Here is a 22,911-nt window from a genome sequence, read left to right on the forward strand (position 1 = left end):
GCTTTCCGGCCTACTCGCTACGCCCGATTTACATCTGGCGCTCTAGTCTTTCCCAGCGACTTAAGTCGCTAAGGTAGAAGGATTTCTGCATTTCGAAGGATAGTCGTCTAAGTGGAACCATGCACCGACATGAAAAAACTAACATTGTATTACTTAATAACCAAGGGGATCGAAGATGTTCAAGATTGACGGCCTAGACAAACTGACAAAACAGCTCACACAAGCGCAACTAGCCATAGAGGAGCTTGATGGCGAAATTGAAACGGTAAAATTCGATCCCAACGACCCCGCCAGCATTGAGTCTGCAATACATCAAACCAATACCACCCTAGATGCGAAGATCGCCACTTGGGCTGACAACCCACTTGTCGTGCAGCTAGTTGACGGGATGAAGGAACAATTTCGCGAAGCGATAATCGAACGCGCTGCTGCGGCACGTCTTGAGAGAGGTGAGCAATGACCGCGCTCGACTTGTTTGATCAGATAAATTCGACGGTGCTCGACCTCCAGGGAGCAACACTGCAAACCTACGAGCGCCCACTGCGGAAGTTGGGACAGCTCCTGAATCACCCCGATCTTGCTCAATTCAATGAAGAATTGACCGCTGACCTTAATCTTGACCAGTTCATCGAAGATGGCCGAAAATCTGGGGGCAGCTTCGTTGGCAGCAACGTGTTGAATTGGCCGGAAGATCCTGAAAGACAAATTGGCATGCAGTTATTGTTGGTCAAGTACTTGGCGGAGGACCCGCGAAGAGCAATCGATCTTTCGCATGAGTTCTATTACTCCGGCAAGAAGATCATCAGCGGCATTCAGACAATGACAGGGCAATTGATTGTCCCGTTCGCCAGGGATTTCAAAGCCTACGTGAAGGCAAGTGACAGTATGGTTATCAACCTTATAACGCTGCCAAAATCGAACAAAGTTTTCATCGTGCATGGGCGTGATGTTGCCGCACGTGAATCGGCCGCCCGATTTCTTGAGAAAATTGGAATCGACGTGGTGATTCTGCACGAACAGGCCAATCAGGGGCGCACTATCATCGAGAAGATTGTGGCGCACTCGGATGTCGGCTTCGCGGTTGTCCTGCTCACGCCAGATGATGAAGGACGTTCCGCCGGTACCGAGAGATGGGAATACCGTGCCCGCCAGAACGTGTTGCTGGAGCTAGGCTATTTTATAGCCAGACTGGGACGCGAGAACGTTTGTGCATTGAAGAAAGGAAACGTGGAGATTCCTAGCGATTTCGCGGGAGTGGTCTGGACGGCAATGGACGATAACAGTGGCTGGAAGACCGAACTTGCTAAAGAACTCAAGGCCGCCGGCTATGCGATTGACTGGAACCGGGTAATGGGATGATCCGCCTTCAAGCCCAACTAGAGGTGGATCATCTAGCCTCTGCATCTGCGTGAGCTACCAACATTAATTGATTTCGGAATCTCGCTTCTATCTATCGCAACCAGCAAGCTTACCCCCGAGTGTGGCAGGCACGGTCTGCACAGACTGAAGTACTAAGAGCGGCCGTCGCACTTTAAGCTTTGACTATTTCTCTCGCTAGCGCGGCGGCGCGAGCCATATTGAGCGTGCGATCTGGGCCGTCTTCTCGTATCTCGTCTGTTACAGGCAGGCTGCTATCACTTCAATCAGACATTCCTAATGCGAGAGGAAACACACGAAATGCTCCTGCCGAAAAATCTTGGGCTACGGGTATAATTCTCCGGTTACGACCAGTAGATACGACTACGAATGATGATATTTTTGCCTAGAGGTTAAAGCTGTTCGCGAGAATATTTTTTCTGCGACAACGGACTCTTTCACGCGGATGAAGCATTGGCATTCAATCTCGTACGCTGCGGAGGCTGGCGCCCCATCGATTGAAGATGTCCCGTTATCTGAGTTCGCGTGGGCATAGCCAACTCAGGTTACGGTGCCCGGCGCACGCCTTCTCTGCCAGGCGTTTTGATCAGGCCAACGACTGCCCCGCCGAGGAAGACTACGTGGTCGCGAAGTTCGCCCAGTGCATCCGCAATCACCAGCAGATGCGGTAGTTGGGATCATCAGACCGCATCGCCAAGCCCCAGCAACTGCTTGATATAGCGCGCCGCCAGCGTGCGTTCTCGGGCACGCCCGCTGCGCAGGGCGTCCTGCAGCGCCAGCAGTTGGTGCAAGGCAGGGTCTGCCAGCGCAGCGTTGGGCGCACCTGCCGACAACGGCGACAAGCCGGGGCCTTTGGCCGTGCCCTGCGCGCTTGGCCACACCGGTGCATCCCCTGGGGAGCTGGCAATGGCAATGGACAGTGGGGGCATGCCAAAGGCCGTAGGAATGCCACGCCTTAGCGGCCCAATGATCGCAGGAAAGGCGTAACGCACGCCGTGAACCGCAAACTCGTGCAGCGCCGTGCGCACCGTCTCCCACTCGCCGCGGCTTTTTTCCAGCGCCAAGCCGGATGCCACCGCGCGCTTGACGCTGCGATGCACCTGAGAGGCGCTCATGCCCAGCGCCTCTCCAAGGGAGGCATAGGTCCAGGCCTGGCCCGGTTGAGCGACCTGCTTGTACAGCACCACTAGATCCTGCGGCTTGAGTTCCACGTCAGATCCGCTCCAGCCCGTGCTCCTTCGCCAGATGCGCCAGGCTTGCGCTCATCCGTTCGCTATGTGCATCGCTGCTTCTTCCCATGCCGGTGTCCAACTGGCCGACCAAAGCCGTCGCCTGTGCGTGCAAGGGATGAGGCGCCTGCTGCGTGGGTTCCAGGTCTGCCTGTCGCTGCCTGCCGTGCACCTGTTCTGCCGGTTCACCTTCCTGCCGCTGAAGGTGAGCCGGCTGATTGCCACCCTGCTGGTGGCCCGGCCGCGCACCTTCCTGTTGATGTCCTTGATCTAGCTGCTGTTCTCGCACTGGGCCAGGGGTCGTGCTGGTCAGCACGTATTGCCAGCGCGTCTGCGCCGGGTTGCCTTGAACTGCAGCGATGAAGCCATCGTATTCCGCTGGATGAATCGTCTGGCAGCCTGCCGAATCGGTACTACCGCTAGAACCGCGATGAATCTTGAAGGTGTCGTTGAGATCCTGCACGCCGTTGAGATCGGCGTGATCAAACCACCCATCCGCATTGCTATCCCGCTGTACCCCGCCACGCCCTGCATCGACTGCTGCCTGACTTGGGCGTAATGCGTTGTCTTGGGTGCCTGGCCGGCTGGGATTTGGGTGCTGCCCCATCCGCATCTCGATGGTGCCTTCGCTCAGGCGACCGAGATCCCTGATGCCATCGGCATTGACGTCCTCGCCTTCGATCTTCCTTGGCCTTGTGATGCTTTCAAAGCCTGGCGACGGAGCAAATGTCCTGTTCTCTATGCCGCCTTCCGCGCGCGGGCGCCGCCCCGTGTTGCCGGCATGATGATCGTATTGCGCAGTCGGTTCGGTGTTGGCTTGCTGAGCTACCTGCGTGTGGCGCGTGCCATCGGCATCTTTCCACAGCACAACCAGGCGATCGTTATAAACACCCGTGCCGCCCTGGGCGTCGTTGATTGCAGGGGTTGCCGGATCGTCGCTGCGCAGGCTTCCGGCATGCGCGCGATCCTGCATGGCCGCGAGCGTTGAGTTCTCCTGGCGTAGACCTAGTACAACGCGTTCATTGGGCCGAGAGAGAGCATCGTGTGCGGCGTCGTTACCTCTCACCTCTACGATGCTGGCGTAGACGTCATAGCGCTGTGCGTCGCTCAAGGCAGCCATTTGCGCCTGTGGTGGAATTGCCGGTTGGTTCGTCGCTGCTTGTTGCAAGCGCTGCAGCACATTGGCATCCGCAGCGGCGACTGGCCCTTGTTGTTGATTAGCGATTGCACCGGCGGACGCTGCGCCGACATAGCGATCCAATGCGTCGCGCACGACCTCTGACTGGTCCTGCCTGCGCTCATTGAGCATTGCCAGCGCCTCAGCGGAACGATTGGCGTTGAACAACGCAGAAATCTGGTCAGCAGTTGCACGGATGTCTAAATCGTTGGATCTCGCCATTTCGATGCTCCTTGCAGACGTGGTCACTCGCTGATGAAACGGTCCTCACCCTCTGGATAATCCGCACATGCCGGTTCGCCTGTGCGCTGCTGGCGGCACGGCCATTGCGCTCTAGCGACCCGTTCTACCAGCTCGAAGCGCTCGCCTGTCCACCTAAGAAACCCAAAATGGGCGTAAGACCCGACGCGCTTGGGGTCATCGGTGGCCAGCGGCTGGTCGGGATCAAATTCCATCAGCCATCGCATTGTCGGCGCCACGGGCAACTTGTCGTCGAACAGAAAAAGCTCGGAGCCGCCGTGATCGTTTTGCCGGGCAACATCTTCTGCGGTCAGGCTAGGCGTTGGCGGAAACACCGCTGCACTGACATCGCGTGCGGTGCCGTCCTTGGTGACGCGATAAGCCTTTCGCCCTTTGCCTGACTGGCACGCAAGACCCGCCTCGTCCGCACTGCATTTCACCGACCAGACCAAGTACACCGTTTTCTCGGGATCAGCACTTTCGAACGAACGGATCGTTAGATCACCGGCAACCACGGTGAAGTCAGCGCGCCGCCCCAAGCCGGGTGCAGCCACGTACACCGCATCGCGCAAGCCGGCTTCACGCGCTTGCGGCGAGGCGTCAACCGCACTTGCAGGCAGGGCAAGCAATGCAGCCGCCATATGCGCAGGTGCCGGGCCTGTGCAAAACCCGTCCCTTAGCAACGGCGCAGGCGAGGAGCCCTGTGATTGCGTACGGTCCACACAGACGGCGCCCATCTGCCGTTCCAGTTTGAAGGACACCCAAGATGAAGGCGTGGCAGCAGGCGCCTGAGGAAAAGACGCTGCTTCGTGTGCACCACTTGGGGGTGTTGCGGCAGCCTGTTCCATCGAAAGCCGTGCACACCCAAGCGTCATGATGGGCACCAGCACGGTCGCCACGATGCAATGCGTCAGCTTCTTCACGGGCATCCTTGAACGCAGAGGGCGAACGCCCCGGACTGTGGCCACATGAAGAGGCTCAGTCAAGCGACTGATCAAAGACGAAAATGGTTTAGCGGCGCTCCCATCATGGGACCGAAATGAACACTGCATTCCGCAACGACGCCATCTGGTAGGGATTCAGCACGAGCGTCCGAGGTGAGCAGTAATTTGGATGGTTTGAAAAGTTCAACCAACACGCTGCGTGCGGCTCCATGTGATCGCTAGCATTGACCAAGGGGGTCGAAGTGAGCCTGTATTAAAGCCAGCCTGGAACATGGATGGCTCATAGGCGCTGCCCTGCCCCTTCCTTCTTCGCCGCACCAGTTGCACAACGGCTCCGCCTGAGCGACGGCCGATCACTACCATCCTGTGTTACCTGCCGATTGACCGCACTGGGTAGCGGCAGGCGCACCTCGATTAGCGAGCAGCTGCGCTCACACCACCGACAGCCCTCTTCTGCCCGCGCGCGCCCTGCCTAGCCGCGTAGCGCCACCCGAATCCCCTCCCCCGCCAACCGCGCACTCGCCAGCAGACGCTCCAGACTCTGCCCGTGCCGGGCGCTGGCGGACAGCCCGGCCATGGTGGTGCTGACGAAATCCGCCAGCCGGTCTGCATCGTGCGGGCAGTGTTTGGCGATGTGGGAGCGGATCAACTCCTGGGCGGCGACATGAAAACCGCAGGCGGCCTCGCGCGCCTGCGCGTCGTTGCTGCGCGTGCCTTCCAGCACCAGGCAGCCGGTGGCGGCGGGGTCTGCGGCGTAACAGCGCGCGGCCTGCTCTAGTACGTCGGCCAGGGCGTCGGCCAGCGGGCGGTTGGCGTCCAGAAGTTGCGGCAGCGGGATGGCCCCGGTCTGCGCGTAGCGGTCGAGGATGCGCGCATACAGGCCGGCCTTGCTGCCGAAGGCGGCGTAGAAACTGGGCGGGTTGATGCCCAGTGCCTGGGTGAGGTCGGCCACGCTCAGTGCGTCGTAGCCGCGCGCATGGAACAGTTGCTGCGCGGTGGCGACCGCTTGATCCGGGTCGAACGCCCGCGGCCGGCCGCGGGCACGGAAGGTTTCTGTAGTCATTGTTACAAAATCCTTGACGGCAGACGAAAACTATTATGTATTACTCGCTACATTAATTGCGAGGTGAGTGCATGTCAGCGTTCAAAGACAAGTCGGTATTGGTGCTTGGTGGCAGCCGGGGGATTGGAGCCGCCATCGTGCGGCGCTTCGTGGCCGAGGGCGCACGGGTGACGTTTACCTATGCCGGCTCTGCCGAGGCGGCGCAGCGCCTGGCCAGCGACACCGGCAGCACCGCGGTGCTGGCCGACAGCGCCGACCGCGATGCGGTGATCGCCACGGTGCGCCGCAGCGGGCCGCTGGATGTGCTGGTGGTCAACTCCGGCATCGCGCTGTTCGGCGATGCCCTGGACCAGGATCCAGACGCGGTGGACCGGCTGTTCCGCATCAACGTGCACGCGCCCTACCACGCCGCCGTGGAGGCCGCGCGGCAGATGCCGCCCGGCGGGCGGATCGTCGTGATCGGCTCGGTCAACGGCGACCGCATGCCGCTGCCCGGCATGGCGTCCTACGCGCTGAGCAAATCCGCGCTGCAAGGGCTGGCGCGCGGGCTGGCCCGCGACTTCGGGCCGCGTGGCATCACCATCAACGTGGTGCAACCAGGCCCGATCGATACCGACGCCAACCCGGAAAACGGGCCGATGAAAGACCTGATGCACAGCTTCATGGCGATCAAACGCCACGGCCGTGCCGACGAAGTGGCCGGCATGGTGGCCTGGCTGGCAGGCCCGGAAGCGGGCTTTGTGACTGGCGCGATGCACACGATCGATGGTGCGTTTGGGGCATGACGCGGCAACGCTGCGTTGATTGCACTGCAGCTCGACACGTGCGACCGATGGCGGCAAACGCCCTCCGTCAACACACATGGCGAGCTGACGTTGCACCGCCAGCATCTTGATTCACCGGCATCTCCTGCCGGCAGCGCGTGATCGCATTCCCATGCCATGCGGCGCATGGCACGGGTCATCGCAGGCCTGGTCCTTGCTGTCGCGCCGAACCCAAGTTGCCTATAGTTGCGGCGAACCCTGCAATGGATTGACCAATGCACATGATGTCATCCGGCCGGTGCCTGGCCCTTGCACTCGCCGTTGCTGTGACCGGCAATGCCTGTGCACGGACGCCATCACCCGAACAGAAAAGGACTTCCTCCATGCCAGACAACGTCACCACCGGCCGCACCATCAACGGGCACACCTATTCGGATGCTCCGGTTGACGTAAAGCTGGGGCCGAACACCTTCCGCATCCCCGCCAACTACCTGGACAGCCAGATCGCGCCATGGCCGGGCGAAGGCATCACGCTGGTCATCGAATGGCCAGACATGACCCCCACCCCGCCTGGGGCACGGGCCAACCCGCGTACGAATGATTTCCGGAAAGAAATTTCCGTGTCGATCGACTATGTCGACCGTGTTCCCATTGAGGTATTGCTTGAGCGTTTCTCGTCAAACGATAGGCGTACAGAGGCAGACTCAGTTGAGCGGGGCAATCCTGTCGCCCGGCTCGATCTCCGCATAGCACAGCCTGAAGCATTCGGATTAACGCCCTATGCCATTGATGAGGAGAAGATGGCGGCATATGTAAAAGCGTATGAAGCCCACCACGGCGAGCCTCCGACGCGCAACCCTGCGTTTGAAGACGACTGGTACGTCGCGCGCGACTCCAGCGGCAATTTGACCACGTTCATCAAGTGCGACAGCAAAAAATTTCGAGCAGATGGCGTTCGGCTTGAGGGATCTGAAGTGGTCCATGAAAAAGGTGCTGTTGCTGCAAGTTGCGTCCACTACTTCTCTGACATCGAAAACAAACTTTCCATCAGTCTCAACTACAAGCGTGCATTCCTGAAGGACTGGAAGCGCATGGAAGATGCGGTGAGGAACGTATTAACCCGCACTAAAATTCAGTGATTAGGGTATTTACAGGGAGTAGCCGGTGAGCGGACTGAGTGAGCAGGATCTGGAAATTCTTTCCAACTATGCAAATAAAGGCAATCGCGAGCTGTACTGGAACTATCTCTCGCAGCTTGATGGAGCAGACGGCTATGGGACGCTGGCATTAGGCGTAGTGCGCAACGACAGCTTGCCAGGGCAAGTGGCTAACAATTACGCGCAAGACTATGCCAGGACACAGCACGATACCGGCTCGCGCTTTGCCAATGCTGAATTGAGCGAACGCCAGTGGGAAGAGTTCGGGCAAACGCTGCTCAAGAAGGATTTTGAGCTTCGACAAGCTTGGTTCGACAAAGAGCGTCCGGATATGGCACTGAACCTTCCCGGCAAGGACGTCATGCGAGCACACGACCAAGCCTTCCTGGACCATGAGCTCGACCCCAACTGCTGGACCCCACGCGTCCTCCTGCAAGCAGCCCTGGAAAAAAGCGGCCCCCAGAAGTTGGAACAGATCTGGACCAACATGCTCGACAACGAGTACATCGGCGCCACTCGCATCAGCAACACCGGCTACGAGACCTTTGCGCAGATGGGACTGGCGGCCGGCAGCCAGTACCTGGCCAAGCTCGGCACCACCGAGACGATCCAGATGCTGGACGGCCGCTCCGCCGTCGACCCCAATGTCATCGGCAGCAACAGCTTCTATGCGATGTACTTCGAAAAAGAACAGAAATGGGTGAACGTCAGCGCAGGCGGCGGCCATCTGTCCATGCGCGAAGAAACCAATGCCGGCCGTATCGCCGAACTCGATGATGCCCGCGCCGTCCGCCTGGAACGGCAGCAGAAAACCACGCAGTTCCACGAAGACGATCCGTACCGCTCCATCACCCGCAGCCCGTTCACGGCGTCGGCCGACGGCCTGCCGGATCGGATGCAGCCGCCTACCAAACTGGCCGAGATCGGCCCTGATCATCGGGACTACGCATTGCTGCAGCAGGTGCGTTCGGGTGTAAGCGCGATCGATGCGCAAGCCGGGCGCACACCGGACGAGAACAGCGAGCGCCTCATCGCCAGCGTGATGGCCCTCGCCCGCCAGAACAACCTGGACCGGGCCGATCACGTGCTGCTGAGCGAACAGACGGCCGACAGCCCGGCTGGCCGCAATGTGATTGTGGTGCAGGGCGAGTTGAACAACCCGGCGCACCTGCGCGCCCATATGCCGACCGATGTGGCCGTGCAGACGCCGGTGGAGCAGTCGCTGCAGCAGCTGGAAGTCGCCAGCACAAATCGCCAGCAGGCGTTGGCGCAGAGCCAGCAGCAGGAGATGGACAACCGGCAGCGTGAGAGTGCGTCGATGCGCATGGGATAAAAGGCCGGCGGTGAGGCATTGCGGCGGTTCTATGGGCCATGACGTGCATGGCTGCCCCGGTTGGCAGCGTCGGCGTGGCGCACGACGATCTCCGGCACCGGCTTGCGCGGATCGGGTGGCGGTGCATCGAATACCAGGGGCGCCGGGCTACAGCGATCAGAGAACTGCGAACATCACGGCCCCGCAACGCCCGCCTCATGTTGCGAGCGAACGGCCAGCACAAACACCGTGTCGATCTGCGCGACATGGCAGTACAGCGCCAGATAGCCGTGCGTACCGCAACCGATCACCAGTTCGGGCCTGTCGCCACAAACAGGCCGATCGGCGGATTGATTTCCAGTCTGTCGATTGCCTCCCCCACCCTCCCGGTGGCCGGCAGCGCGGCAAAGAAAAGCCCGGCAAGGCCGGGCTGTTTCCTGTGCTGCGATGACTGCAACGCTCAGCGCTTGCGCGCCTTCAACCACGCCTTGATCTGCGGCAGCGAGGCCGCCCGCAGCTTCACCCGCGTCTGGATCGTGTTGATGGCGTTGTCCGCGGCCTGCCGCGAGGTCGGCGCGATGTACTGGTCGGCATAGGCCTTGATCCTGTCGGCGGTGGCAAGCTCTGCCGAGTCCATGCCCAGGCCGGGGTAGTAGCGGGCACGCGAGGTGGAGTCCACCAGGGTATCCACCTGCGTGCGATGCGCCACCGCGAAATCGAAGGCAAGCTCTGGATGCTGGGAGGCGACCCGGTCGATCATGCTTGCGCCGGTGGTGGCGCCCGGCTCTGGTGTCAACGCCAGTGCCAGCGCGCGCCTGGCCAGCGCCTCGTCGATGGGCATGGAGAGGAAATCGTAATAGGTGTCGCGCACCATCGAGGAGGTTTCCTGCTTGGCCAAGGCATGCAAGGCGTCCCAGGTGGCGGTGTCGGCATTGCGCGCAACCGCGCCCAGCACGCTGTCACGCAGCTCCGGCGACAGCGATGCGGGAGTGGCCTGGAAAGCGGCAAAGCGCCGGCGCGCCTCGGCGATCACTGCGGCATCTCCCATGTCGCTGAGGCTGGCGATCAGGCGGGTACGCAACTGCTGGATCTGCGCCGAGTCGCCATCGCGGTTGTCCCAGCCCAGCGTAGCGAATTCGGCCGACAGCCGCGGCACTGCATAGGCACGCCACGCGGCGCGCCCAGCCGGGTCATGCTCGAAGCTGCCATCCACACCGTCGTAGATGCTGGCCACCATGTCCCAGACGTCGGGCGATGCGCCGACTGCCACCTGTGCGGTGAGATCCAAGACATCGGACTGTGTCTGCACGCCCGCGTCGGCCAGTGCGTCGGTGTCGTTCAACACGCCCAACTGGTCCACCACCGGTAGCGCGCCAAACCTGCTGGTCAGCGCCTTGAACTGTGCGGGCGCGTACAAGGTGCGGAAGTAGCCCTTTTGCCCGGCGTTGACCACCACCGCTGCGTCGCAGCCCGGCACCTGCACCTGGGCGGTGCCGTCTACCAGCACGCGCACCGGCGTGGCGTCGCCGCTGCGCACGACCACCGGCACATGCCAGCGCAACGGCTGCTTGTCGGGGCGGTCCAGCGTGAACTCGCCCTGCTCCAGCGTCACCGTGGTCTGGCCACCCACACAGCGGGTGCTGGCCTTGATCAACGGCACGCCCGGCTGCAGGGTGAAATCGTGTGCCACCTGGGTGAATTGCTTGCCCGGTGCCACGGCGTCGATCCGCTGCCACAACTGGTCGGTCACCGCATTGCCGTACTGATGCTGCTTGATGTAACTGCGCACGCCTTCGCGCCAGTGATCCGAGCCGACGTAGTCTTCCAGCATGGCAATCACCGCCTCGCCCTTGGCGTAGGTGATGGCGTCGAAGGCCTGGCTGGCCTGCTCCACGGTGGCCACGTGCTGCACCACCGGGTGGGTGGTCACATACGCATCGCGCCGCATGGCCAAGCGGCTCTTCTTGGCCGGGCCGGTCTTGTCGATGTCCCATTCCGGATGCAGTTTTGCCGTGGTGCGCGCTTCCATCCAGTTGGCGAAGCCTTCGTTGAGCCACAAGTCGTCCCACCACGCCATGGTCACCAGATTGCCGAACCACTGGTGCGCGATCTCGTGCGCGGCGACGGTGAACACGCCTTGCTTGGTATCGATGTTGGACACCGCCGGATCCAGCAACAACGAGTACTCGAAGGTGAAGATCGCACCCCAGTTTTCCATGGCGCTGAAGAACTGGCTGCGCCCGGGCGCGGCGATGTTGTCCAGCTTGGGCAGCGGGTATGGGATGCCGAAGTAGTCGTTGTACTCGTGCAAGACATCGCGGCCGGATTCCAGTGCGAATTGCGCCTGGTCCACCTTGCCCTTCTGCGCGATGACACCGATCTCGGTGCCATTGTCGGCGGTGACGGTGGCGCGTTCGAAATCGCCCACGCTGACGAACAGCAGGTACGTGGACATCTTGGGCGAGGTCTGGAACGCGATGCGGGTGCGCCCGTTTGCGCCCGGCCGCGACGAGGCGACCGGCATGTTGCTCACCGCCATCTGCCCGGCCGGCGCATTGATCGCCAGGTCGAAAGTGGCCTTGAAGTTGGGCTCGTCCCAGGAAGGAATGAAGCGGCGCGCATCGGAGTTTTCGAACTGGGTGAACAACGCGCGGCGCGCACCTTGCGCGGTGGTGTAATCCAGCGCGAACAAGCCGTTGGCCTGCGTGTTGATCACGCCGCTGTAATCGATGGACAGCACGTACTCGCCCGCTGCCAGCGGCTTGCCGAACGCGAACGTGGCGGTCTGCGCCTCGGCATCGGTGCTGATCTTGGCCGTGTGAGGCTTGCCGCCTTTTTGCGTGAGCGTGCCGCGCGCAAAGCTCAGGTTGGCCGCCTGCAACACGATGCGGTCGGTGGGCTGCAGCACGCTGATGTCGATGGCGACCTTGCCGTCGAAGAGCATCTTGTCGGCATGCGGAGTGATCTCCACTGCGTAATGCGTGGGCTTGGCGGTGCGCGGCAACTGGGTGGTGATGGAGGCGGCGTCGGCGCTCTGCGGCACGGGCGCAGCTGCGAAGACGGAGGCAGCCGGACTTGTACCGACCAGGGCCAGTGCGATGGCGGTCACCAGGGGAAGACGCATGGAAAATTCTCGATGTGGGCGAAGTGGGCACGCGGTGGCGTCAGGCCGCGGATGATCCGCCGGAACAGTGCACGCAGGCACCGCCAAAAGTCATGCCAAATCTCAGTAATCCTCAAACGCCAACGGCCCGGACAAGCCGGGCCGTTGCGCAATGAGGTGTGCAGCCTCAGCCGATCAGGCGAACGGGTCCTGCAGCACCATGGTGTGGTCGCGGTCCGGGCCGGTGGAGACGATGCTGATCGGGCAGCCGGCCAGCTCCTCCAGCGCGCGCAGGTAGGCGCGTGCGGCAGGCGGCAACTCGTCCCACACGGTGATGCCGTGGGTGTTCTCGGTCCAGCCCGGGAACTCCAGATACACCGGGGTGCATTCTTCCCAGCCCTGCGCATCCAGCGGTGCGTATTCGGTGCGCTTGCCGCGGTATTCGTAGGCGATGCAGACCTTGAGCTTTTCCATGCCGTCCAGCACGTCGAGCTTGGTGATGCACAGGCCGGAGATGCCGTTGATGGCCACCGCACGCTTGAGCGCGACGATGTCCATCCAGCCGCAGCGACGCGGGCGGCCGGTGGAGGCGCCGTACTCGGCGCCGCGGTCGCGGATGCCCTGGCCCACTTCGTCGTCCAGCTCGGTCGGGAACGGGCCGCCGCCCACGCGCGTGGCGTAGGCCTTGGCGATGCCCAGCACGTAGTCGATGGCGTCGGCGCCCACGCCGGTGCCGGCCAGCGCGCCGCCCACGGTGGTGTTGGAGCTGGTGACGTACGGATAGGTGCCGTGGTCGATGTCCAGCAACGCGCCCTGCGCGCCTTCGAACAGCACCCGCTTACCCTGCTTGCGCAGATCGTGCAGGATGCCGGCCACGTCGTACTTCATCGGCTGCACGTACTCGCCGAACGCCAGCGCTTCGTCGTAGGTCTTCTGAAAATCGACCGCGTCCACGCCCAGGTACTTGGTCAGCACGAAGTTGTGGTAATCCAGCGCGGTGCGCAGCAGTTCTTCCAGCTGCGGCGGGTAATGCAGGTCGGCGATGCGGATCCCGCGGCGGGCCACCTTGTCTTCGTACGCCGGGCCGATGCCGCGGCCGGTGGTGCCGATGGCCTTGCCGCCGGCCGCCTTTTCGCGCGCCTGATCCAGCGCGATGTGGTACGGCATGATCAGCGGCGCAGCCGGCGAAATCTTCAGGCGCGAACGCACCTCCACGCCGGCGCCTTCCAGCTCGCTGATTTCCTTGATCAGCGCGGCCGGGGAGATCACCACGCCATTGCCGATCAGGCACAGCGCGTCGTCGCGCAGGATGCCGGACGGGATCAGATGCAAGACGGTCTTCTTGCCGTTGATGACCAGCGTATGGCCGGCGTTATGGCCGCCCTGGAAGCGGACGACCGCACCGATCTCTTCGGTGAGCAGATCGACGATCTTGCCTTTGCCTTCATCGCCCCACTGGGCACCGAGCACGACAACTGACTGACCCATGACGGGTGGACTCCTAAAGTTTTGCTGCAGCCATCGGGGCCGCGGGATGGGACCGGTTCGGGGCTGACGGCGCCACCTTGCGCGCGGCTCCATCGGGGAGCGTTGCAGCGGCGACCAGCCCGGACACGGAAAAAGCCGAACGGGGTGCTCTGGTTGGAGCGTGCCCGGCCGGCTTTTGTGCATTATCCGGGTTTCGGGTGACGTGCACTACCCCTGCCGGGGCGGCAGAACGGGGACTGGTCAGATTGCAGCGGGCGGCGGTTGCCGGGTGCTCCTGGCGCTGCCGGTCCCTAGCCCGGACGGATCACCACAGCGACAATCCCAACCGCCCATCGTGGGTCGCAGGAGCGCACCTGGGCGCGACAGGCATTACCGGTGAAACCGTCGCGCCCAGGTGCGCTCCTACGCTGCCGTTGCGGTCGGACTGGACCACTCGCTCAGTGACGCACAACCAACAACGCGATCACGCCCAGCAGCAGCGTGACGCCGCCGATGGCACGCAATTGCGCAGTGGGCAGGCTGAACAACTGCTCCACCATCCGTTTCCAGGCGGTGGGCGCAGTAAACAGCAGCAAACCTTCGATAACGGCGATCAGGCACAACGCTGACAGAAACTCGTGCATCAACAGCACCAGGACAACAATGGGGGACTACAGTGTGCCGGTTCGGCCACCCGACCGCCCTACCGCGTAGGAGCGCACCCGGGCGCGACAGGCATTACCGGTAAAGCGGTCGCGCCCGGGTGCGCTCCTACGCGGAAAGGTGGCGTGCCTCGCTAGATCTGCAGACCGTCCGAAGCACATCACCTGATCCACGAAACCACCAGATCAACACCCCGACACGCAGCACCTCGTAGGAGCGCACCCGGGCGCGACGGGGCATTCCCGGCAAGGCGGTCGCGCCCGGGTGCGCTCCTACGTGGCAAGGTGGCGAGCCTCGCTAGATCTGCAGACCGTCCGAAGCACGATCACCTGATCCACGAAACCACCGGATCAACACCCCGACACGCAGCACCTCGTAGGAGCGCACCTGGGCGCGACGGGCTTTACCGGTAAAGCCGTCGCGCCCAGGTGCGCTCCTACGTGCGGGGTACGGCAAACAGTGGGCACGCAATGGTTTTGCTCAAACCCAGATTGCGTCCCAGAACGGATAATCACCGATGTGGGTGGCCAGCCCGGCCCGGAGCGGATTGGCGATGAGGTAACGCGCGGCTGCGTGCAGGTCGTCGTCTTTGCGCAATGCGTGGTCGTGGTAGCTGCGGCTCCAGACCGGTGCGTGATGCTGCCGCTGATCGTTCACCGAACGCGCTGCGCACGCTTTCATGCGGGAGACGGCGTCGGCCAACGAGGTGACGCTCCCCAGCTGCAACAGCCAATGTGCGTGATCCGGCATCAACACCCAGGCCAGCAGCCTGGCATCGCAAGGCGTTGCTGAGGTGAATGCCCGGCAGGCGGGTGCTGCAAGCAGAAAATCTGCGAACACGGCGCGACGCTGCCATGTCGTGGTGGTCAGCAGGTAAACGCTGTTGGGCGAAGACTGCCTGCCGCGGCGCAGCGCGCGATGCCCTGGAGAGTCGATGTTGGCCATGGCGCGATGCTCACGGCCTTGGACAATGCGGGATATCGGCGATTGCCGCGTTCTATGCTAGGGGGATCCATGTGGCGACTGACTGTCAACGGCAATCCGTGGGGGCGGCCGGTAAGACACGTCGCGCCCAGGTGCGCACCTAGCGGAACGAGTCTGACCAACACGATGCGAGAGCGGCGCCAGGCATTTGCCGATTCCGGACATGCCCATCAACGTGGCATTCCACGAAAGGCCATGCCATGCGCCCGATCCGTTGGCAGACGTGCCTCACGCGTAGGGGCGCACCCGGGCACGACGGGCATTGCCGGTAAGGCGGTCGCGCCCGGGTGCGCTCCTACCAGGCGATGTGGCGTGCCTCGCTAGATCTGCAGACCGTCCGAAGCACGATCATTCGATCCACGAAGCAACCGGATCAACACCCCGACACGCCGCACCTCGTAGGAGCGCACCTGGGCGCGATGGGCATTCCCGGTAAAGCGGTCGCGCCCGGGTGCGCTCCTACCAGGCGATGTGGCGAGCCTCGCCAGATCTGCAGACCGTCCGAAGCACGATCATTCGATCCACGAAACCACCAGATCAACACCCCGACACGCAGCACCTCGTAGGAGCGCACCTGGGCGCGACGGGCATTACCTGTAAAGCGGTCGCGCCCGGGTGCGCTCCTACGGCTGGGGGCGCGTATCTGCTCGGTCGGCAGGAAAGCGCCATACAAAAACGCCCGCGTTGCGCGGGCGTTTTTTTGGTCAAGCAGAGCGATCAGCGATCGCTCTTGAGGTACTGCAGAAACGGGTCGTTCTTGTCGAGCACGATCACGCCGTTGCCGTCGGTCATGGATTCGCGATAGGCCTCCAGGCTGCGGTAGAAGGCGTAGAACGAGGGGTCCTTCGCTCCGGCCTGGCCGTAGATGCGTGCGGCGTCGGCATCGCCTTCGCCACGCAACTTCTGCGCATCGCGTTCGGCGTCGGCCTTGATCACCGTGCTTTCGCGGTCGGCTTGCGCACGGATGGTCAGCGCCTGCTCTTCGCCTTCGGCGCGCAGCTTGCTGGCTTCCTGCTTGCGCTGGGCGCGCATGCGCTCGTAGACGTCGGTGATCACCTGGCTGTCGGTCGGCAGGTCGATCTGCTTGATGCGCAGGTCGGTGATCTGCATCCCCAGGCCCTTGATGGCGCCGTTGATGCCCTTGAGCTGGCTGGCGATCAATTCGCTGCGGTCGCCGGAGACCAGCTGCTGCAGGGTGCGCGAGTTGATCTGGTTGCGCAGCGAGTCGGTGATGATCGGTGCCAGGCGCGAATTTGCCACCGACTCCTCGCCACCGGTGGCGCGATAGAACGCACGCACATCGGAGATGTAGCCGATGGCGAAGAAGTCCACGCTCACGTCTTTCTGCTCGGCAGTGAAGTAACGCGCCGGGGCGGTATCGAGCACCTGGAAGCGGCGGTCGAACACGCGCACCGATTCCACCACCGGAATCTTGAAGTGCAGGCCGGGCTTGAGGTCGGCACGCACCACGCGGCCCAGGTTGAGCACCATGGCGGTCTGGTCTTCGCGCACCACGAACACCGAGCCCATCAGGGTCAGCAACACGGCAACGATCAGGCCGATGACTAGCGAATTCTTCATTGTTCGGTTCCCTCACGGCCGGTCGGACGCGGGCCGCGTTCCGGGTTGCGGATGGCCTCGCTGGTGGCGCTTTGCGGCGGATTCAACAGCACGTCCTGCGGCACCATCGACGGCATCCCGCCCGTGCCCGCGTTGCCGCCAGCGTTGGCAGCCCTGCCGGCATCGGCCGGCAGCGGCACATAGATGACCTGGCGGCCGTCGCTGCCGATCACCTTGCGGTTCTCCGACAGCACCTTCTGCACGGTTTCCAGCCACAGGCGCTTGCGCGTGACCTCGGGGGCACCGGCGTACTGCTCCTGCAGCAGGGTGAAGCGGTCGGCGTCGCCTTCGGCCTTGGAGATCACCGCCTGCTTGTAGCCTTCGGCGCCGGTGCGGGTGCGTGCGCCCTGGCCGCGTGCCTCGGGCACCACCTTGGCGGCGTAGGCCTGGGCTTCGTTGATCAGGCGCTCGCGCACCTGCTGGGCACCGTTGACCTCGTCGAAGGCCGGCTTCACCTCTTCCGGCGGACGCGCGTCGGGCAGGGTCACGCCGGTCACGGCCAGGCCGGTGTTGTAGGCATCCAGCGCCAGCTGCAGGCGATCCTTGGATGCGATCGCCAGCGGGCCGCGGTTGTTGAGCACGGTATTGAGGTCCGACCGCCCCACCTGCTCGCGCACCGCACTTTGCGCGGCCTGCTCCAGCACCAGATCGGCATTACGCGAACCGAACAGGTACTTGCGCGGGTCGCTGATCTGGTACTGCACGTTGAGCGAGACATTGACGATGTTCTCGTCGCGCGTCAGCACCGGCACCTGATTGCTGAAGGTCTTGATCTCGGTCGCGTTGACCTTGCGCACCGATTCGATCGGCCAGGGCAACTTGAAGCTGGGGCCTGGCTGCAGGATGCGCGAGAACTGGCCGAAGCGCAGCACCACACCACGCTGCTGCTCGCCGATGAGCTGGAAGCTGGAGAACAGCACCATCAGCACCACCGCGACCAGGATCCAGCGCCCGACGCCGCCGTCGAACAGCTCCTTCAACGGCGCGGGCAGATTGCCCCAGCCACCACCGTTGCCGCCACCACCGCGCGGGCCCCAGGACCTGCGACGGTTGGGATCCGGGCCGTCTCCGCCCTTGTTGCCGGGTGTGTTCCAGGCCATGCACGCTCCATGATCGAGGGGCTGTGCGGGCCAGTCCCGCAGTGCCGCCGTGTTGTTTGATTCGCCGATTCTACTAGATGGGGCAGACCGGCCGTTTTGAAAGGCCCCACCTGGTGCATCGACGGTTTAGCCGGCGGGGTGAATCGAGGGGTCGGCCGGTGTTAGCGGGTTGGAGACGAGGTAGCGCCGGCAGGTGATGGCTCGGCAGGAGCCCTCGACGCGCGAGAACAACGCCAACAGCGAAGGCGCGGAGCCGGCCGCTCCGCTGGCGGGAGGTTTGCTCGAACACACCACCCGTGGCCGACGCACCACGCCGCACCGAACGCATCCCATGGCAGGCGCGGACAAGCCCACAGTGGGCAGTTGGCGGTAGCCGTTGGCATCCAGACGCTTGCCACTCGGTGCGGCGATGACGCCGGACGCCATCGCCTGCCCGTCGGAGACTTTCAGCTCGGTCGCTGCGGAATGGCAGCGATCACGCCTTCGGTGGTTCGTCCTTCTGGTTGAACACCCGTTCCATCACTTCCAGCAGTTCGTCTTCGGAAAACGGCTTGGTGATGTAGGCGCGCGCACCCTGGCGCATGCCCCACATGCGGTCGGTGTCCTGATCCTTGGTGGTCACCAGGATCACCGGGATGTGCTGGGTGGTGGGCTCGCGCTTGAGCGTGCGCGTGGCCTGGAAGCCGTTGAGGTTGGGCATGACCACGTCCATCAACACCAGATCCGGCAGCGACTCCTTGGCCGCTTCCACGCCGGCGGCGCCATCGGTGGCGGTGATGGTTTCGTGTCCCAACTTCTCGACGATGCGCTGAATCCCCAGCAGCTGCGACGGCGAGTCGTCGACGATCAAGATGCGTGCCATGTGTTTCCCCTAGTGTGCGCGGCGAGTGTAGTGCCAAGGCTGCGCTTGCGGTAGCTGGGCCTGGCCAACTGCTTGGCGATTTGCGATTGCTGGCCGATGAGTGTCGCGATCCACGATGGACTGACGCGCTGTCTCTTCGAGTCGCCGGAAGTAGTACGTCGGACGGCACACACCGGATTCAACGCAGGACTCACCGGACGGCGATTCCGATTGCCTTCTCATGGGGAGCCGGCGTCGCGCAGCGCAGGATGAGGGTGCGGCCGCACTGCGATGGCGCAGAGAGACGTCAACGGCTGTACGACCGGCCCACGTCCCATCCCCCCAACCCCTCTCCCGCCGGGAGAGGGGTTGATCTGGCTGACTCCTTCGCCGGGAGGGCACCTGCCTGCTTTGCCGCATGACAAGCGAAGCATCCGGCTTGCCTTGATCGGCTCAGCTCACCGTCTCGCCGAAGGCCTTGGCCAGGTTGCGATAGGCCTTCTTCTGGGCGTCGTCGGTGGGCGCCGGAGCCAGGATTTCCAGCTCCACGATCTGATCGCCCGGGGTGGTCCCCGGCAAACCGCGGCCGCGCAGGCGCAGCTTGCGGCCGGCCTCCGAGTCGGCGGGCACCTTCAACTCCACCGAGCCGCCCAGGGTGGGCACGCTGATGGTGGTGCCCAGCGCCGCCTGCCAGGGCATGACCTGCAGGGTGTAGAGGATGTTGCGCCCGTCCACCTCGAACTGCGGGTGCGCGGCATATTCGATTTCCAGCAGCAGATTGCCGCCGCCGTTGCCCTGCCCGCTCAGGCGGATCACCTGGCCGGGCTGCACGCCCTTGGGCACGCGCACGTCCAGCTGCTTGCCGTTGATGGTGATGCGGACGCTGTCGCCGGAATGCACCGCTTCCAGCGGTACCGCCAGCTTGGCGCGGGTATCGCCACGCGCCTGCGGACCGGCGCCTGCACCAGGACCGGCACCGGGTCCGCGTGGACGGCCGCCGCGCTGGCCGGCGAACAGGCTTTCGAAAAAGTCGCTGAAGCCGCCACCGGCGCCACCGTTGCCGAACACTTCTTCATAGTCGAAGCCCTGCCCGCCGCCGTAGCTGGGCGGTGCCTGGAACTCGTCGCCCGGACGATAGCCCTGCGCCTTCAACTGGTCGTAGGCCTTGCGCTTTTGCGGGTCGCGCAGCGCCTCGTAGGCTTCGTTGATCGCCTTGAACTTGTCTTCGGCGCCGGCTTCCTTGCTGACGTCGGGGTGGTACTTGCGCGCCAATCGACGGTAGGCGGTCTTGATCTCCGCGTCGCCTGCGCTGGGTTCAACGCCCAGCGTTGCGTAGTAATCCTTGAATTCCATCTGTTCACCTCTGGAAAAAAAACGGCCCGCAGCCAGGGCCACGAGCCAGTTCGAGAGGCAGACACCGGGTTGGGACGGCCATGCGTGACGCGGGGGTGGGAATCGTCAGATACGTGCCGTACCTGACGATTCCAGACACCAACCGCGCCCGCGGGGCGGTCACGCAACTGGGTTGCTGGCCGATCTCTTCGCAGCCGGGCGGGCGACCGCGCCTATTCTACGGCGCGGCCGTCGCCGGGGAGCGAAGTCGGCGACCCCGCTCCAGGTCCATTGCCTGACAGCACGTACCCGGCAGCGCGCCGCGCTGCCGGGCGCCTGCAACTGGCGACCCGGGCCCGGGTGTCATGCACACCCCAAAGCCCTGGCCCTGACCAGCCGCCGCTGCGCGTGCTGGCGCTTACTGCACCGTGCTGCCGCTGGTGTCGTGCCCGTTGCCCACCTGAATACGACGCGGGGTCGCTGCCGGGCGCTTGGGGATGCGGATTTCCAGCACGCCGTTATGACCGGCCGCCGTGATGCCGTCGGCATCGGCGCTATCGGGCAGCGCGAAGCGGCGGTGGAAACTGCCGTAGCGGCGTTCGATGCGCGAGAAGCGCTCGGTCTCGGTGCTGGACTCGCTGTTGCGCTCGCCCTTGATCGACAGGATGCCCTTGTCCATCTGCACCTCGATCTGGCTGGGGTCGATGCCCGGCAGGTCGGCATACAGTACGAAGTGGTTGGGCTCTTCCTTGATGTCCACACGCGGCACCCACTGGGCGGTGACCACGGCCGATTCGTCGCTATCGCTGTTCTGTTCGAAGAAACGATCGAACACGTGCTTGATCTCGTTTTGCAGGGCGTGCGTGGGCCACTGGGGATAACGAACGATGTTCATTGCAAGCCTCCAAAAGGTTGGGTGAGGGGCCGGCGACTGCGGCATGCACCGCCGCGCCGGCCATGTGCGTCAGATAGGCGTGGCCTTGCGGATTTCAAGCGCGTTGACGCGCTTTTCCCCTGCCCTTTTCTAGAATCCGTTCAGCCACAGGAGCCCAGCACCATGACCATCGCCGTTGGTGACAGCATTCCCGAAGTGGTGCTCAAGCGCATGCGCGAAGGCATCGAAGCGGTCGACACGCATAGCTTGTTCGCCGGCCGCAAGGTCCTGCTGTTCGCCGTGCCGGGCGCATTCACGCCTACCTGCTCGGCCAAGCACCTGCCGGGGTATGTGGAGCACTTCGAGGAGTTCCGCAAACGCGGGATCGAAGTGTTGTGCACCGCCGTCAACGACCCGTTCGTGATGCAGGCCTGGGGGCGCAGCCAGCTGATTCCCGATGGCCTGCACCTGTTGCCCGACGGCAACGCCGAACTGGTGCGCGCGCTGGGCCTGGAAATCGACGCGAGCGGTTCGGGCATGGGCCTGCGTTCGCGCCGCTACGCGCTGTATGCCGACGACGGCGTGGTCAAGGCCTTGTTCGTCGAAGAGCCCGGCGAGTTCAAGGTGTCTGCGGCCGATTACGTGCTGCAGCATCTGCCAGATTGAAAGAGCGATTCCCCCGTCCACTCAGAAGGAAAACGGCCAGCCATGTCTGATCAGCCAGCCAGCAAAACCTCCGCCGGTATCACCGATACCGCCACCTTGCGCGCACGCGCACGCCAGAGCATCGAAGACGGCGCCATCACCGAGAGTTACCACGCCGATCGCGAGAAGGTGATCGAACTGCTCAACACCGCGCTCGCGACCGAGTACGTGTGTACGCTGCGCTACTACCGCCACTACTTCATGGCCAAGGGCATGCTTGCCGACGCGGTCAAGGGCGAGTTCCTGGAACATGCGCAGCAGGAACAGGCGCACGCGCACAAGCTGGCCGAGCGCATCGTGCAGCTGGGTGGCGAGCCGGACCTCAATCCGGACACGCTCACCAAGCGTTCGCACGCCGAATACAAGGAAGGCACCGATCTGCGCGACATGGTCAAGGAGAACCTGATCGCCGAGCGCATCGCCATCGACAGCTATCGCGAGATGATCGATTTCATCGGCGACAAGGACACCACCACCAAGCGCATCCTGGAAAGCATCCTGGCCCAGGAAGAAGAGCACGCCGACGAATTTGCCGACATGCTGGAAGGCTGGATCGGCGAGTAAGTGTGTTGCATCGGTGCCGATCGCGCCGATGCGACGACGCTGTTGAAGATGCAAGAAAACAGGGCGCCATTGGCGCCCTGTTTTCTTGGCGGCTTGTGTGGACGGCAGCCACAACCATCCCACACCCACGCCGTAGGAGCGCACCCGGGCGCGACGAAGCCTTACCGACAACGCCCCATCGCGCCCAGGTGCGCTCCTACGTGCAGGTCGCTCTGTTCACACCTGCCGATCGCCATCGCGGTGAGCGTCTGCTGGCCTGCCTGGCCGTACAACGCCGATATGGATACCGCATTGAAGACGGTGCCATTGAGCGCCCTGCTCGTATCTGAGAGCAGGTGCGGACGGCAGCACAACCCTGCCCACCGTAGGAGCGCACCCGGGCGCGACGAGGCCTT

General features: G+C 63.3%; 20 protein-coding genes. 7 read left to right on the forward strand and 13 right to left on the reverse strand.

Going from position 1 to position 22,911, the window contains the following annotated elements; translation table 11 throughout:
* The first annotated feature begins 175 nt into the window (after positions 1-175).
* Both FHY19_RS11530 and FHY19_RS11535 read left to right on the forward strand, forming a co-directional pair.
* Positions 176-460: a hypothetical protein gene (locus tag FHY19_RS11530; RefSeq protein ID WP_119129183.1), complete on the forward strand. Its 285-nt coding sequence runs from the start codon at positions 176-178 to the stop codon at positions 458-460.
* Complete coding sequence (locus FHY19_RS11535) at positions 457-1,359, forward strand: nucleotide-binding protein (RefSeq protein WP_259166197.1); 903 nt, start codon at positions 457-459, stop codon at positions 1,357-1,359. Before FHY19_RS11530 ends, FHY19_RS11535 begins: the two co-directional genes overlap by 4 nt.
* Before the next feature lie 698 nt (positions 1,360-2,057).
* On the opposite strand, the gene FHY19_RS11540 is transcribed toward FHY19_RS11535, so the two are convergent.
* The 4 genes from FHY19_RS11540 to FHY19_RS11560 all read right to left on the reverse strand — a co-directional run bounded on the left by FHY19_RS11540 (position 2,058) and on the right by FHY19_RS11560 (position 6,030).
* On the reverse strand, positions 2,058-2,588 hold the full coding sequence (locus tag FHY19_RS11540) for a MarR family transcriptional regulator (RefSeq protein WP_259166199.1): 531 nt from the start codon (positions 2,586-2,588) through the stop codon (positions 2,058-2,060).
* Position 2,589: 1 nt separating this feature from the next.
* A complete protein-coding gene (locus tag FHY19_RS11545; protein WP_326521120.1) occupies positions 2,590-4,005 on the reverse strand; it encodes an XVIPCD domain-containing protein in 1,416 nt (471 codons plus the stop codon).
* Between the two features lie 23 nt (positions 4,006-4,028).
* A complete protein-coding gene (locus FHY19_RS11555; RefSeq protein WP_259166375.1) occupies positions 4,029-4,664 on the reverse strand; it encodes a hypothetical protein in 636 nt (211 codons plus the stop codon).
* Positions 4,665-5,439: 775 nt separating this feature from the next.
* Positions 5,440-6,030 carry a TetR/AcrR family transcriptional regulator gene (locus tag FHY19_RS11560; RefSeq protein WP_259166202.1) on the reverse strand — a complete coding sequence of 197 codons (591 nt, stop codon included), beginning with the start codon at positions 6,028-6,030 and terminating at the stop codon, positions 5,440-5,442.
* A gap of 71 nt (positions 6,031-6,101) precedes the next feature.
* Here FHY19_RS11560 and bdcA point away from each other — a divergent pair, with 71 nt between their 5' ends.
* From bdcA to FHY19_RS11575, 3 genes are all read left to right on the forward strand, one after another.
* Positions 6,102-6,815, forward strand: coding sequence for an SDR family oxidoreductase (bdcA, locus tag FHY19_RS11565; protein WP_259166205.1), 714 nt, complete (start codon positions 6,102-6,104; stop codon positions 6,813-6,815).
* A gap of 254 nt (positions 6,816-7,069) precedes the next feature.
* The gene (locus FHY19_RS11570) at positions 7,070-7,933 is read left to right on the forward strand and encodes a hypothetical protein (protein ID WP_259166209.1); all 864 of its coding nucleotides are present in this window, start codon (positions 7,070-7,072) and stop codon (positions 7,931-7,933) included.
* A 25-nt stretch (positions 7,934-7,958) separates the two neighbouring features.
* Positions 7,959-9,284, forward strand: coding sequence for an XVIPCD domain-containing protein (locus tag FHY19_RS11575; RefSeq protein ID WP_259166210.1), 1,326 nt, complete (start codon positions 7,959-7,961; stop codon positions 9,282-9,284).
* Positions 9,285-9,723: 439 nt separating this feature from the next.
* On the opposite strand, the gene FHY19_RS11580 is transcribed toward FHY19_RS11575, so the two are convergent.
* The 9 genes from FHY19_RS11580 to FHY19_RS11620 all read right to left on the reverse strand — a co-directional run bounded on the left by FHY19_RS11580 (position 9,724) and on the right by FHY19_RS11620 (position 21,268).
* Positions 9,724-12,387 (reverse strand): M1 family metallopeptidase, encoded by a 2,664-nt coding sequence (locus FHY19_RS11580; protein ID WP_259166212.1) that lies wholly within the window; start codon positions 12,385-12,387, stop codon positions 9,724-9,726.
* Positions 12,388-12,561: 174 nt separating this feature from the next.
* Positions 12,562-13,854: an adenylosuccinate synthase gene (locus tag FHY19_RS11585; RefSeq protein WP_259166215.1), complete on the reverse strand. Its 1,293-nt coding sequence runs from the start codon at positions 13,852-13,854 to the stop codon at positions 12,562-12,564.
* Positions 13,855-14,291: 437 nt separating this feature from the next.
* On the reverse strand, positions 14,292-14,477 hold the full coding sequence (locus FHY19_RS11590; RefSeq protein WP_259166217.1) for a DUF2065 family protein: 186 nt from the start codon (positions 14,475-14,477) through the stop codon (positions 14,292-14,294).
* Between the two features lie 499 nt (positions 14,478-14,976).
* Entirely contained in the window at positions 14,977-15,441 is a 465-nt protein-coding gene (locus tag FHY19_RS11595) for a transposase (RefSeq protein WP_259166218.1), read from the reverse strand.
* Positions 15,442-16,197: 756 nt separating this feature from the next.
* Complete coding sequence (locus FHY19_RS11600) at positions 16,198-17,061, reverse strand: protease modulator HflC (protein ID WP_259166219.1); 864 nt, start codon at positions 17,059-17,061, stop codon at positions 16,198-16,200.
* Positions 17,058-18,200, reverse strand: coding sequence for an FtsH protease activity modulator HflK (hflK, locus tag FHY19_RS11605; RefSeq protein WP_259166221.1), 1,143 nt, complete (start codon positions 18,198-18,200; stop codon positions 17,058-17,060). The genes FHY19_RS11600 and hflK overlap by 4 nt, the downstream gene beginning before the upstream one ends.
* 475 nt (positions 18,201-18,675) lie before the next feature.
* A complete protein-coding gene (pilH, locus tag FHY19_RS11610) occupies positions 18,676-19,062 on the reverse strand; it encodes a twitching motility response regulator PilH (RefSeq protein WP_008578169.1) in 387 nt (128 codons plus the stop codon).
* Between the two features lie 432 nt (positions 19,063-19,494).
* On the reverse strand, positions 19,495-20,394 hold the full coding sequence (locus FHY19_RS11615; RefSeq protein ID WP_259153125.1) for a DnaJ C-terminal domain-containing protein: 900 nt from the start codon (positions 20,392-20,394) through the stop codon (positions 19,495-19,497).
* A 397-nt stretch (positions 20,395-20,791) separates the two neighbouring features.
* Positions 20,792-21,268 carry an Hsp20/alpha crystallin family protein gene (locus FHY19_RS11620; RefSeq protein WP_259153124.1) on the reverse strand — a complete coding sequence of 159 codons (477 nt, stop codon included), beginning with the start codon at positions 21,266-21,268 and terminating at the stop codon, positions 20,792-20,794.
* A 162-nt stretch (positions 21,269-21,430) separates the two neighbouring features.
* On the opposite strand from FHY19_RS11620, the gene FHY19_RS11625 reads away from it, so the two are divergent.
* Entirely contained in the window at positions 21,431-21,913 is a 483-nt protein-coding gene (locus FHY19_RS11625) for a peroxiredoxin (RefSeq protein WP_259153122.1), read from the forward strand.
* A 42-nt stretch (positions 21,914-21,955) separates the two neighbouring features.
* Positions 21,956-22,516 (forward strand): ferritin-like domain-containing protein, encoded by a 561-nt coding sequence (locus tag FHY19_RS11630; protein WP_046963150.1) that lies wholly within the window; start codon positions 21,956-21,958, stop codon positions 22,514-22,516.
* The last annotated feature ends 395 nt before the right edge of the window (positions 22,517-22,911 follow it).

Origin of the sequence: Xanthomonas sp. 4461, assembly GCF_024806475.1 — a bacterium.
Taxonomy (GTDB): Bacteria; Pseudomonadota; Gammaproteobacteria; order Xanthomonadales; family Xanthomonadaceae; genus Xanthomonas; species Xanthomonas arboricola_F.